The sequence below is a fragment of the Paenibacillus sp. Soil766 genome, from assembly GCF_001428105.1.
GTDB lineage: Bacteria > Bacillota > Bacilli > Paenibacillales > NBRC-103111 > Paenibacillus_E.
Map to the genome: position 1 here is coordinate 77,061 of NZ_LMSJ01000007.1, position 12,356 is coordinate 89,416.

The following is a 12,356-nucleotide window of genomic DNA, read 5'->3' on the forward strand; positions in this document are numbered from 1 at the left end:
ATGAGATGAAAAAGAGGATCGGATCCATTATTGGCGGTTTACTTATTACTACTTTGGTATTAACAGGCTGTGGGGAAGCCTCGAAGGATGGAGGAGCTAAGGAAGGTGCATCTCAAGAAGCGGGAACAGTGACACCAGGTGGTGAGCTTGTGTGGGCACTTGCAGGTACGGTGACATCAGACAGCTTAGACGCGCACAAAGCAGGCTTCGCCCCAACGACGAGAGTCATGCGCTCGATTTATGACAGCTTAGTTGTGGAGCTTCCTGATCACACAATTAAGCCGTGGCTAGCGACATCTTGGGAGCTATCCTCGGATAAAAAGAGTTATACGTTCCACCTGCGCAAGGATGTGAAATTCCATGATGGCACCCCATTTAATGCGGAAGCTGTGAAATTTAACTTTGATCGGATTATCGATCCAGCGACCAAAGCGTCCATCGCATTGAACGAGCTTGGCTCGTATCAATCGACGGAAGTTATCGATGAATTCACCGTGAAGGTGAATTTTAAGACGACCTTCGCACCGTTCCTGAGCAACGCAGCCAAAGTCGATTTGGGCTTCGTCTCTCCGACAGCTGTGAAGAAGTATGGTGATGCTTTTCCGCAAAACCCAGTGGGAACAGGACCTTTTAAACTGAAGAAAATCACGCCTAGCTCACAAGTTGAACTTGAGAAAAATCCGGACTACAACTGGGGTCCTTCTAATGCGAAGCATCAAGGCCCTGCGTACTTAGATAAATTAACGGTGAAATATGTCGAAGAAGAAGCCACGCGTGTCAGCGTTCTGCAAAGCAAACAAGTTCAAGTGGCGGACATTATTCCTCCGCAGAATCTCGTAGCTTTGAAGGCGGATCGTAATTTTAATGTACAGGAAACCGAGCTACTTCAGGCCAACTATACACTCTATTTAAATATTCAGAAGGTACCTTGGAATGATCTGAAAATACGACAAGCATTCCGCTCCGCCTTGGATATCGACTCGGCTGTGAAGACAATTTACTTAGGCACCTCGAAGCAAGGCTGGTCGCCGCTTTCTCCCCAGCAGTTTGCCTATTCACCGAGTAGGGAGAATGCCTACAAAGTAGATGCAGCCAAGTCTAATCAAGCGCTGGAAGAAGCGGGTTGGATCAAAGGGGCAGATGGTTACCGTTCAAAGGACGGTAAACGACTCACCGTTGAAGTGATTGATACACAAGGAAATCGCGAGAAGCGGCTTGATTTGATTGCCATATTCACCCAACAGCTGAAACAAGTAGGGATCGAGCTGAAAGTCATTTCTTTGCCTTCAGGTACATACACAGATCGCCGCAATAAAGGGGATTATGACCTGATCGCAGGCAGCCAATTCTCAGGTGATCCGGATGTGCTCAGACAACTATATTCAACCAAAGGCCCATCTAAGGCAAATAATATTGCCAAAACGAATGATCCTAAATTAGATGAGTTTTTGGAGCAGGGCTACTTGGAGACAGATCCTGAGAAGCGCAAAACGATCTATAAAGACGCACAAGAATACATTATTGATAATGTATACGGGATTCCGGCTTATGTGTTCAACTACTCTGTTGCTTCCACAAAAGCAGTGAAGGGGATTACGTTCGATTCGCCGGCATGGCCAGTATTCTACGATGCTTGGATTCAAAAATAAGATCACGAGGGGGAGTCACGGATGGTGAAGTATATCTTGAACAGGCTCATCGTGTCCATTCCAGTTATTCTAGGTTCGTTGACGCTTGTTTTCTTAATCATTCACTGGCTTCCCGGTGATCCGGCCCAGATGATTGCAGGTGAGGATGCCTCACCTGAGCGCATCGACTATTTAAGAAAGCAATTTGGCTTAGATCAGCCGCTTTGGCAGCAATATGCTGTGTATTTGTGGAAAAGTATTCGGGGAGATTTCGGGCATTCCTTCGCTAATAGTCAACCTGTCATAGATCGACTGCTAGCTCAGTTGCCCGCAACACTTTCTCTAGCTCTATTAAGCACTATTTTTGCCATCATTGTCGGTTTCATTCTAGGTGTGTTATCTGCTGTGTATAAAAATCGGGTGTTGGACTATATCGTTCGCGTCATTAGTTTGCTAGGTGTCTCTATGCCCAAGTTTTGGCTCGGCATTCTACTCATCCTCGTCTTTTCGGTACATTTACAGCTCTTGCCCGCCATTGGGAATGGCAGCTTCAAACAGCTAATTCTACCGTCGTTCGCTTTAGGGGTAACAGGTGCTGGGATGTTGACTCGGATGGTGCGGAATAGTGTGTTAGAAGTTATTCATGAACCTTTTGTAATGACACTGCGGGCGAAGGGACTGTCCGAGAAAATTGTGCTCTACAAGCACGTGCTCCGGAATGCTTTGCTGCCTGCGGTCACGATTCTTGGTTTGTTAGTTGGGGAAATGCTCTCGGGAGCTGTTGTGACGGAGACTGTCTTTTCCAGGCAAGGGTTAGGGAAATTAGTGGTAGACGCAATCAATCAGAAAGATATTCCGGTGATTCAGGCGGCGATTCTGATTACAGGACTTTTTAATATTATGGTCAACTTGATGGTGGATGTGTCCTATTCCTATGTGGATCCACGTGTCCGTAAGTCAGGATAACGATGAAAGGAGTTGGCGTTCATGCTGTTTAACACGGTAACAACAGAAAGGCTGCTAAGGAAGAGACAGGAGCTTCTGAGCTTCCGATTTCGGCTGAAAAAGCTTAACTTATCCAAGGCACTGCTAAGCCTGTCGCTATTTATTTTAGCTTTTCTGATCTTGTGTGCCATCGTTCCCTCCTGGATTGCTCCTTACTCGCCAACGGAAATGCTAACGGATCAACTCTTGAAATCGCCAAGTTTATCGCATCCGCTTGGAACCGACCAATTCGGTCGTGATGTATGGACACTCGTTATCTACGGCAGCAGACAGTCGCTCGTCATGGGGGTCGTGTCCGTCGTGATTGGCGGTTGTATTGGGACACTATTCGGACTGATTGCAGGGTATTGGGGCGGAGTTGTTGATTCGATATTCATGCGGTTCAATGATATTTTGATGACGATCCCGGGAATTCTGTTGGCGATCGCGATCTCGGTTGCCCTCGGTCCTAGTTTCTTCAACGTCATATTGGCCATTAGTGTGGCTACGATACCTGGCAAAGCAAGGGTCGTTCGCAGCCAAGTGATCTCCATTCGCAATCGGCCATTCATTGATGCTGCACGTGCGGTGGGGACTTCACATCTTGAAATCATGCTGCGTCATATTCTGCCGAATTGCTTCTCTCCCTTGCTCGTGATGATGACAATCGGTGTCGGGAGCTCCATTCTAGTAGGTACTGGTTTAAGCTTCCTTGGGCTTGGCGTGGTAAAGGAAATTCCAGATTGGGGATATATGCTATCTCAAGGACGCAGCTATATGACGGTTGCTTGGTGGGTCGCTACGTTCCCAGGTCTGGCTATCACCTTGCTGGTGATTGTGGTTAATCTCATTGGTGACGAAATTCGTGATCGCATGGATCCAAAGAAATCGAGGGCATAGCAGATGAAACCATTACTTGAAATAGATGATTTGTCGGTTGATTTTCAAACAGCCAGCGGTTCACTGAATGCAATAAATAAAATTAGTTTACACATTGGAACAGGCGAAATTGTGTGCTTGGTCGGGGAGTCAGGGAGTGGAAAGACGATTACCTCTTTGTCGATTATGCATCTGATTAACTATGATGGCGGCTATATTTCACATGGGGATATTAAGCTCGATGGGCAAAGTTTAGTAGGGCTGTCACAGAAGGAAATCAGCGATCTCCGTGGGAAGAAAATCGCAATGATTTTCCAAGAGCCGATGACTGCGCTGGATCCGATCTTCACCATTGGCAGCCAAATCATCGAAGTCATTGTCCGTCATGAGCGGATTTCGAAGCTGGGGGCCAAAGAAAAAGCGATATCCCTACTGCGCAGAGTAGGTATTCCAGAACCAGAAATTCGGATGGGGCAATATCCGTATGAGCTGTCAGGAGGCATGCGCCAAAGGGTGATGATCGCCATGGCGCTAGCTTGCGGACCTGAGTTGCTCATTGCTGATGAACCTACGACAGCGTTGGATGTAACGATTCAAGCGCAAATCTTGAGTTTACTGCGTGAGCTCAAAGATGAATTCCAGATGTCGATTCTATTGATTACTCATGATCTCGGTATTGCAGCTGAAATGGCCGACCGCGTCGTGGTCATGTATGCGGGGAAGGTTGTTGAGCAATCGCCCGTGCATCAATTGTTCGAAAATCCAGCCCATCCCTATACACAAGGGCTTCTTCATTCCATTGTCACACTGGATAATGTTCGTGGCTTGAAGCTGTATACGATCAAAGGTACGATTCCCAGCTTGTCTAATTTGCCGACCGGCTGCCGTTTCCACCCCCGTTGCCCCTACGCAACGGATCGCTGTTTAAGTGAAGATCCACCTCTGCAGGAGCTTCACGGACGTGAGGTTGCGTGTTGGAATGCGGAGCGAATTGATCATTTGGCAGCCGAATTTTTCGGGGATACGGGTACGACCGCTCCTGTCGAGCTACTTGGTAGTGAGGGGCTTCGAGACGATGCAGGGGCACTGCACTCGGAACAGCCATTGCTTCAAGTGAAGAATGTGAAGAAATATTTTCCGATTCGTCAAGGATGGTTTGGGCGAGGGCGCGCTTCGATTAAAGCGGTTGATGATGTGTCCTTTGACATTCGCAAAGGGGAAACCTTCGGACTTGTTGGAGAATCCGGATGCGGCAAATCCACGCTAGGCCGAGTACTTCTTCAGCTGGAGAAAGCGACGGCGGGCAGTATTCATTTTGAGGGCAGAGATCTCATTCAATCAGGCTCGCAGGGGTGGAAGGAAACTCGGCGGGACATGCAAATTGTGTTTCAAGATCCCTATGGCTCCATTAATCCTCGCTGGAAAGTAGGAGACATCATTGGTGAACCGTTCTGGGTACACGAGTCATTACGCGGAGCCGCCAAAAGAGCCAAAGTAGAGTCCGTTATGGAGCTCGTGGGATTGAATCCGTCCTGGTACGATCGGTTGCCGCATGAATTCTCAGGCGGGCAGCGCCAACGAATCGGGATTGCACGCGCTATTGCGCTGAATCCGAAATTTATTTTAGCTGATGAAGCCGTTTCTGCTCTAGATGTTTCTGTCCAGTCTCAGATCGTCAATCTGATGCAAGATATTCAGCAACGCATGAATTTGACTTATTTATTTATTGCGCATGGCCTTAATATTGTTCGCTACATTTCGGATCGTATTGGTGTCATGTACTTAGGGAAGCTAGTTGAAATTGCACCAACAGATGAGTTGTTTAGGCATCCTGCGCATCACTACACGAAGGCGCTTCTGTCTGCCATTCCCGTGCCAGATCCCAAACGAAAGCGCAGCTTCGTGCCATTGGAAGGCGAAATGCCATCTCCTGCGAGGCCGCCAACGGGCTGCCGCTTTCATACGCGCTGCCCAGCGGCGACAGCACTGTGCCGAGAAGTTGTTCCTGAATTAGCACCGATTGCGCCTGGTCATTATGCGGCTTGTCATTATCCCTTGTAGGGTTGGAAGTTTATTTGAAATAAGAACTACTTCGTGATCAAAAGTGGACTAGAAGGAGTGAGGTATGTGCCATCCAAGTTAATATCCATCGAAGAAGCGGTCGCACAGATTCCGGATGGTACGAAGCTTGCCGTTAGCGGCAATATGGAGATGTCTCCGATGGCCCTCATTCGTGAAATCATCCGCGCTAATAGGCGTGAGATATATCTAGTTTGTGCCGGGGCTGCGGCAGTGAATGCGGATCTCCTGATCGGAGCTGGCGTGGTCTCGACCGTTGAATTCTCACAGATTTCGATGGGGGAGTATGGATTTGGACTGAACTTCCGGCGCAAATTCGAGCAAGGCGCGATTGTCGGATTAGAGCATGCTTGTCCGACGCTGACTGCAGCAATTGGGGCTGGTGCTTCAGGTATCCCCTTCACGCCAGTACGAGGGCTGCTCGGGACGGATTATATGCAAATTAGACCGGATTTTCATGAGATCAAGAATCCATACAATGCGGAGGAGCGAATCGCCATCGTGCCAGCGATTCGGCCGGACGTAGCGATTTTTCACGGGTATAAGGCAGATACGCTTGGCAATGTTATTGCTCATCCAGCGCAGAACAATCGGCTGCTTGCGCAAGCTTCAGTGAAGGCGTTCGCTACGGTGGAGGAGATCGTTTCACCTGAGGAGCTACTCCGTGAAGCTAACCATGGTGTAGCGTTCATCCCATCGTTGTTTCTCAGCGGTGTCATTCATGCACGTGGAGGTGCTATACCAACGGCTTGTCCAGGTTACTATGAGGTAGATGACCAGGCGATTTCCATTTATATGGAAGCTTCTAGATCGGATGCTTCATTCGAAGTGTATGTAAAGAGCTTAATGAACTCGTAGTGGAGGAGGTATCGTATGAGTCGTATGGAGCAGGCTAGGTTGTCTTCGTATTCCATGGAGGAAGCGATGATTTGTTACTTGGCAAGAGAGCTGCGCAATCACGAGGTTATCGGAGTCGGAAATAACTCACCTATCCCTGCTGCGGCTGCATTGCTTGCCAAAGCGAGGCATGCGAAGCAAGCCTCCGTTTACATTCTCGGGCAGTGTGATTGGCCTTTTCAAGGAACGAAAGAGTTCTTTGATCTCATGCAGCGTGGCGAAATGGATGTGTTCTTTCTAAGTGGTGCTCAAATCGACAGCTATGGGCGCATCAATCTGCATACGATCGGTGACTATGGAAAGCCCAAGGTGAGACTCCCTGGGGGAGCTGGCTCAGGGGTTGTTTATTTTACATGCAAACGCATCTTCCTATGGAAAACAGATCATGGATTCAAAGGATTCCCTGAAACACTCGATTTCGTTACATCGATACCTTCTTCGGGGAAAGGCATCTATCATCAAAACGGATTAGTTGGCGTGTTTACACCCCTAGGTGTAATGAAACCGAACGGGCCAGAGCGTAAATTAAGGCTAGCTGCTACCGTTCCAGGTGTGAAGTCAACAGAGGTACAGGAGAGAACGGGTTTTGATCTAGGTTTGAACAACGATGATTACACATCGATTCCAAGCCTCGAAGCCCCTTCACCTATCGAGTTAGCAACACTTCGTTATGAGGTAAGCCATGAATTACGGCGCATTTATCCGTTGTTTGCGAAGCAGCATTTTGGTGCTTATATGAAACGTGCAGCAGTTCAATCATAGAAAGAGGGATGGATATGAGCGAAAATAAACCCTTTCATCAGTTGGAAGTGGATATTTCAGAAATACTGGCTAGTCATCAGGACTATCGTACCATTATTGATCACGTGCGGCCGCATTTGCGGCAATTGCTGACGAGTGATGAATTGCTTCCTGCGGAGTTGCAAGTGCCGCTGCCGAATAAATATGCGCAGTATTTGCTGTATAGGCCGGAGAGCGAGTCCTTCGCCGTCATCGCATTCGTCTGGGGAGCGGGGCAAGTTGCGCCTGTGCACGATCATCTGGTATGGGGTCTAGTTGGTGTATACCGCGGTTCAGTCGTTGAGAGACGCTATCGTCGTGAAGATCACGGTGAATTTGCAGAGCCACGCTATACGATTCGCGAGGTATCGGAGGTCACAGCTTCGCAAGGTGATATCTCTTTTGTATATCCACCGGATTATGACATTCATGGTGTTGCGAATCCATTTGATGAGGTCGCCATTACGATCCATATTTATGGGACGGATATTGGGAAACAGCCTAGGCATATCCATGACGTGGCCACTGGGAACGCTCGTGATGTTATTACAAAGCATGATAATATTAGTCCTATTTTTAACTAATGACAGGGTAATAAAACTAATTACTTCATAAAGAGGAGCGGAGCACATATGAGCAAGAACAATCACGGCCCTCTTGCAGGCATCAAAGTCATTGAATTTGGACAAATTGCGGCAGGTCCCTTTGCAGGAATGTTGTTTGCTGATCTGGGCGCGGATGTCATCAAGGTAGAACGGCCAGACGTGGGGGACAGTATGCGAGAATGGCCGCCATTTATCACGAACGGAGAAGGAGAGGGCTATAGTTCCAATTTCAGTTCGTTAAATCGGAATAAACGTAGCATAGCGATTGATTTTAAAGCGCCTGCGGACCTTGAACGATTGCGTGAGTTATGTGTACAAGCTGATGTCATTGTGGAAAATTATCGGCCAGGCGTATTAGCGAAATTCGGCCTTAACTATGAGCAATTAGTTGGAGAGAACCCGAAGCTCGTGTATTGTTCCATTTCTGGCTACGGGCAAACGGGTGCTTACGCACAAAAAGGCGCCTTCGACGTGACCATTCAAGCCATTAGCGGATTGATGAGTGTGACGGGTGAAGAGGACGGAGCGCCTGTCAAATGCGGAGTTCCTGTGGCTGATTTCGTGGCAGGGCTCTACGGTGCTTATACGGTCGTTGCGGCGATTCATCAAGCATCTCGAAGCGGGAAAGGCAGTTACATTGATTGCTCCATGTTAGCTAGTGTGCTTGGAATATCCGCTTTGCAGACGAGCGAGTATTATGGCAATGGTGTGGCACCGAAGCGTTTGGGCAGCGCACATCCACGCAATGCACCGTATCAAGGTTATCACGGCAGTGATAAGCCATTCGTAATTGCAGCTGGCAACGAGAAGCTGTGGCGTGAGGTGGTGGATGCTGTGGAACTGCCGGCGCTAGCGGACGATCCGCGGTTTCAGAATCAGACGCTACGCGCGAAGCATCAGAAAGAGCTAGCACAACTGCTGCAGGAAGCATTCAACCTGAGAACCGCTGCAGAATGGCTCGACATTTTTGATAGACGAGGTGTCCCCTGTGCGCCGATCAATACGTTTGAAGACATTTTGCATGATCCTGCGGTGAAGGAAAGTGGCTTGATTTACGAGCTAGCGCTCCCTAATCATACACAAACTACAACCGTAGGCTATCCCGTTAAGCTAACGGACTATGAGTTTCAGATTTATCGTAAACCGCCGCTTAAGGGTGAGCACACAGAAGAAATTTTTCGAGAATGGGGTGTTTAGATCGTGAGTGAGACAACAAGGCTTCATATTGATAGTTACCTTGCAACTTCGGACTTAATTAAACAACGCATAAGCCAGCTTTCACGTGAACAGTTGGAATGGAAACCTGCGCCCGAGAAGTGGAGCATTAAAGAAGTCGTAGCACATCTCGTGGATGCTAGCTTCGTGCATGCTATCCGTATCCGTAAAATTGTTGCAGAAAATGGCAAAGAATTTCTCCTATATGATCAGGATGCATGGGTTGCTGACTCGCGAGCGAACCAGACAGAGCTGAATGACATTCTACTTGCGTTCGATGCCATACTTGCCTATAATGCGCTGTTCTATGGACGATTGACGGAGGAGCAGTGGGAACGTAAGGGGAATAATAACGGCAAAGAAATCTCCATCGCCGATTTGTTTCAAGGCTTTATTCGCCATGTAGAGACACACTTGCTGCAAATTGGGCGTAATTTGGACGCTTTAGGCGTGAAGTAAAGGCAGTTTCATTTCTTGTTGCATACCAAAAGGGGTATTTTCTGGAGCAATCTGGAGGTGCCTTTTTTCTTTTGCCCGCATTTCGGTTATACTAACAGGTGCAGAAGAGAAAGGGGCGGTACTATGTTTACGATTACAACTTACACCGTAGAATTGGTTAGAGATCCTTTTGGGATTTTGACAGGGCAACGCTATGAATTTATCATCGATATCGAAGTCGAGGAAGATGATGAGTTATATTCCGAGAGCGGCCTATATATCCGAGTAATCTACAATGTGACCGAAGAAACATCAGCACTTATGAAGTACGAGTTGTACGAAAAAACGACCGAGCTTTATCTGGATTTCGACCTAGAGGACGATGAAGTCGCAGTAGTGGAAGCGTTCTGTAAAGAGCATTATTTGGAAGGTAATGAATAAGGGGAGCGAAGTTAGCTCTTCTTTTTTTTGTCCACTGCGTATCGCTCACCACCAAGAGTAACAGCAACAGCAACAGCAACAGCAACAGCAACAGCAACAGCAACAGCATCAATATCAACCTTAGCAGGCAACCATCGATCGCAAATAGCAAAGAGCAACCCACAACACACAAACACAACCACAGCCCGAAACCCGAAACCCGGAAACTGTACACTGAAACCACAAACCACAAACCACAAACCACAAACCACAAATCGCATCCCACACCCCGACTACTAACTGCTTCGCGGGAATTGAAAGTGTCAGATTTTAACTAGTTGAGTGCTCTAAATGAATAGCTGTATTTTCTACAGCTAATTCTGTTGAATTTGCCATCGTTTTCTGATTAGATGGATTTTCTGCATTTAATTTTAGGAGTTTTTATCGATTTGAGCATATTTGGTGAAATTAACTACATATTTTCCATTTAAATCAATTTAGAGATGTTATTTTCCAGTAATAGCTGTATATTTTCCAGTTATTTCATATTCTCTTGCGAAAACCAACCCCACCAACCCAAACACACGAAAAAAACCTGCACAATGGCAGGTTTCTCATTTCACGCAACACGCAAAATTCAAAAGTAGCTATAGCTTCACTTACCCTTGCAGAATAGTCTCAATGCTGCTCAGCACATCATCTGTCAATTGAATGCCGCTTGCGCCGCAATTCTCAATAACCTGCTCCGGTCGGCTCGCACCAACAAGTGCGCTGGATACGTTGTTTTGACGCAGGATCCAAGCGATCGCCAACTGGGATACTTTAATGCCTAGTTCATCCGCGATACTGGATAGTTGAGCTACTTTCTGTAAAGAAGCTTCGTTCAGCTGCTTTTCATCCCAGTTTTTGCTGCTGGCCCGACTATCGGCGGCGATTGGCTGCCCTGCACGGTATTTGCCAGTGAGGAGCCCTTGTGCTAGAGGAGAAAATACGACTTGACCAAAGCCCTTCGTTTCGCCGAGTGGAATGATATCTTTTTCAATATAACGATTAAACATATTGTACACGGGCTGATTCACGATTAGCTTATCGAGTAGAAGCTTATCGGCAAGCGCATAAGCCTCCACAATTTGAGCTGGAGTCCATTCGCTAACGCCAATGTAAAGCACCTTTCCTTGCGTTACCAAGTCATCAAGTGCGCGCAACGTTTCTTCCAGCGGTGTTTCAGTATCAAATCTATGACAGTAGTAGAGATCAATATAATCCGCATTCAGTCGACGTAGACTAGCTTCTGCTTGCTCTTTAATATGCTTGCGGGAGAGTCCGCGATCGTTAGGACCTTCGCCCATTTTACCAAAAACTTTCGTCGCTAGAACGTAGGATTCCCGAGGATATGCGGCTAGAACTTTACCCATAACCTGCTCGGCTTCACCGCGTTCATATACATTGGCTGTATCGAAAAAGTTAACTCCTAGATCATAAGCTTGCTCGATGGAACGCACAGCAGGGTCTTCCCCTACATATCCGCCATAGGTAAGCCAACTGCCCAGGCTGATTTCACTAACTTTGAGACCGCTATTACCGAGTTTACGATATTGCATCTGAATTGCCTCCTGCCCAAACATGAATTTGTACGGGATAGTCTGTACTTGTCTATTATAAAGCATGGAGCAAGAAGACATAAGAACTGAAATGCAAGTGAGTTACTTACCTCCAGGTGCGATACTTTACAACTTAATGATTCAGGAAAATAAAGTTCGTTAGTGATATTTACGCTTCCGAATCCATGAGACCGATGAATTCCCGGATCGGCTGTCGTCTATATAAATGAAGGCATAAATGAACACAAACTAATTTGACGAAGAGGTGTTTTGAAAATGGCATTAACGTCCGCATTCACGAGCTTCAACCTGCCTGTAAAAAACGTAGAACAATCGAAAGCGTTCTTCACCGGACTCGGATTCGAGCTCAACCCGCAATTCCCAGATAACGAGAATTCGGTAGCCATCGTGATCGGCGACAATCTGCAGGTCATGCTGATCAATCAAGCATTCTTTAATACGCTCACGGAGAAGGAATCCGTCGATACGAGAAAGTATGCGCAGATGACGATCGCATTGGCCTTCGAGAGCCGGGAAAAGGTCGATGAAATCGTGAATACCGCGGTCTCCTTGGGCGGGAAATTGCACGCTGAACCTGAAGATCATGGGTTCATGTATCATTGGGGCTTCGTGGACTTGGACGGCCATCTGTGGGCCATTAACTACATGAACATGGATGCGGCACAAGGTTAAGGCTAACGGAGAGCACGCTCGTACTAGGGTTCAAAAAGAAAGACGCCGGGCATCTTCCCCGGCGTCTTCTTCGCGATGATTAGTTTTGTTCGGTATAGGCTTTGAAATTGTCCATGATCGCTTGCCAGCCTGCTTGA

The 12,356-nt window shown here is 47.3% G+C and carries 13 protein-coding genes; 11 read left to right on the forward strand and 2 right to left on the reverse strand.

Features of this window, described 5'->3' with window-relative positions:
• The first annotated feature begins 5 nt into the window (after positions 1–5).
• The 10 genes from ASG89_RS06555 (at position 6) to ASG89_RS06600 (ending at position 9,946) form a co-directional block, all read left to right on the forward strand.
• A complete protein-coding gene (locus tag ASG89_RS06555; protein ID WP_057309801.1) occupies positions 6–1,649 on the forward strand; it encodes an ABC transporter substrate-binding protein in 1,644 nt (547 codons plus the stop codon).
• 21 nt (positions 1,650–1,670) lie between these two features.
• A complete protein-coding gene (locus tag ASG89_RS06560; protein WP_057309802.1) occupies positions 1,671–2,594 on the forward strand; it encodes an ABC transporter permease in 924 nt (307 codons plus the stop codon).
• Between the two features lie 21 nt (positions 2,595–2,615).
• Positions 2,616–3,512, forward strand: a complete 897-nt coding sequence (locus ASG89_RS06565) for an ABC transporter permease (RefSeq protein ID WP_057309803.1) — start codon at positions 2,616–2,618, stop codon at positions 3,510–3,512.
• Positions 3,513–3,515: 3 nt separating this feature from the next.
• On the forward strand, positions 3,516–5,552 hold the full coding sequence (locus ASG89_RS06570; RefSeq protein WP_057309804.1) for an ABC transporter ATP-binding protein: 2,037 nt from the start codon (positions 3,516–3,518) through the stop codon (positions 5,550–5,552).
• Positions 5,553–5,618: 66 nt separating this feature from the next.
• Positions 5,619–6,428, forward strand: coding sequence for a CoA transferase subunit A (locus ASG89_RS06575; RefSeq protein WP_057309805.1), 810 nt, complete (start codon positions 5,619–5,621; stop codon positions 6,426–6,428).
• Positions 6,429–6,443: 15 nt separating this feature from the next.
• A complete protein-coding gene (locus ASG89_RS06580) occupies positions 6,444–7,229 on the forward strand; it encodes a CoA-transferase (protein WP_057309806.1) in 786 nt (261 codons plus the stop codon).
• Positions 7,230–7,243: 14 nt separating this feature from the next.
• Positions 7,244–7,831 (forward strand): cysteine dioxygenase family protein, encoded by a 588-nt coding sequence (locus ASG89_RS06585; protein WP_057309807.1) that lies wholly within the window; start codon positions 7,244–7,246, stop codon positions 7,829–7,831.
• A 48-nt stretch (positions 7,832–7,879) separates the two neighbouring features.
• Positions 7,880–9,049, forward strand: a complete 1,170-nt coding sequence (locus ASG89_RS06590) for a CaiB/BaiF CoA transferase family protein (protein ID WP_057309808.1) — start codon at positions 7,880–7,882, stop codon at positions 9,047–9,049.
• 3 nt (positions 9,050–9,052) lie between these two features.
• Positions 9,053–9,526, forward strand: coding sequence for a DinB family protein (locus tag ASG89_RS06595; RefSeq protein ID WP_057309809.1), 474 nt, complete (start codon positions 9,053–9,055; stop codon positions 9,524–9,526).
• 123 nt (positions 9,527–9,649) lie between these two features.
• Entirely contained in the window at positions 9,650–9,946 is a 297-nt protein-coding gene (locus ASG89_RS06600) for a DUF6509 family protein (protein WP_057309810.1), read from the forward strand.
• An 11-nt stretch (positions 9,947–9,957) separates the two neighbouring features.
• On the opposite strand, the gene ASG89_RS06605 is transcribed toward ASG89_RS06600, so the two are convergent.
• Entirely contained in the window at positions 9,958–10,206 is a 249-nt protein-coding gene (locus ASG89_RS06605; protein WP_057309811.1) for a hypothetical protein, read from the reverse strand.
• 378 nt (positions 10,207–10,584) lie between these two features.
• Positions 10,585–11,526 (reverse strand): aldo/keto reductase family protein, encoded by a 942-nt coding sequence (locus ASG89_RS06610; RefSeq protein ID WP_057309812.1) that lies wholly within the window; start codon positions 11,524–11,526, stop codon positions 10,585–10,587.
• Positions 11,527–11,802: 276 nt separating this feature from the next.
• On the opposite strand from ASG89_RS06610, the gene ASG89_RS06615 reads away from it, so the two are divergent.
• The gene (locus tag ASG89_RS06615; RefSeq protein WP_057309813.1) at positions 11,803–12,219 is read left to right on the forward strand and encodes a VOC family protein; all 417 of its coding nucleotides are present in this window, start codon (positions 11,803–11,805) and stop codon (positions 12,217–12,219) included.
• Positions 12,220–12,356: the final 137 nt, after the last annotated feature.

Bases quoted from the DNA above. Each gene is read 5' to 3' on its own strand.
- ASG89_RS06555 (WP_057309801.1), top strand. From the start codon at position 6: ATGAAAAAGAGGATCGGATCCATTATTGGCGGTTTACTTATTACTACT.
- ASG89_RS06560 (WP_057309802.1), top strand. From the start codon at position 1,671: ATGGTGAAGTATATCTTGAACAGGCTCATCGTGTCCATTCCAGTTATT.
- ASG89_RS06565 (WP_057309803.1), top strand. From the start codon at position 2,616: ATGCTGTTTAACACGGTAACAACAGAAAGGCTGCTAAGGAAGAGACAG.
- ASG89_RS06570 (WP_057309804.1), top strand. From the start codon at position 3,516: ATGAAACCATTACTTGAAATAGATGATTTGTCGGTTGATTTTCAAACA.
- ASG89_RS06580 (WP_057309806.1), top strand. From the start codon at position 6,444: ATGAGTCGTATGGAGCAGGCTAGGTTGTCTTCGTATTCCATGGAGGAA.
- ASG89_RS06585 (WP_057309807.1), top strand. From the start codon at position 7,244: ATGAGCGAAAATAAACCCTTTCATCAGTTGGAAGTGGATATTTCAGAA.
- ASG89_RS06590 (WP_057309808.1), top strand. From the start codon at position 7,880: ATGAGCAAGAACAATCACGGCCCTCTTGCAGGCATCAAAGTCATTGAA.
- ASG89_RS06600 (WP_057309810.1), top strand. From the start codon at position 9,650: ATGTTTACGATTACAACTTACACCGTAGAATTGGTTAGAGATCCTTTT.
- ASG89_RS06605 (WP_057309811.1), bottom strand. From the start codon at position 10,206: ATGCGATTTGTGGTTTGTGGTTTGTGGTTTGTGGTTTGTGGTTTCAGT.
- ASG89_RS06610 (WP_057309812.1), bottom strand. From the start codon at position 11,526: ATGCAATATCGTAAACTCGGTAATAGCGGTCTCAAAGTTAGTGAAATC.
- ASG89_RS06615 (WP_057309813.1), top strand. From the start codon at position 11,803: ATGGCATTAACGTCCGCATTCACGAGCTTCAACCTGCCTGTAAAAAAC.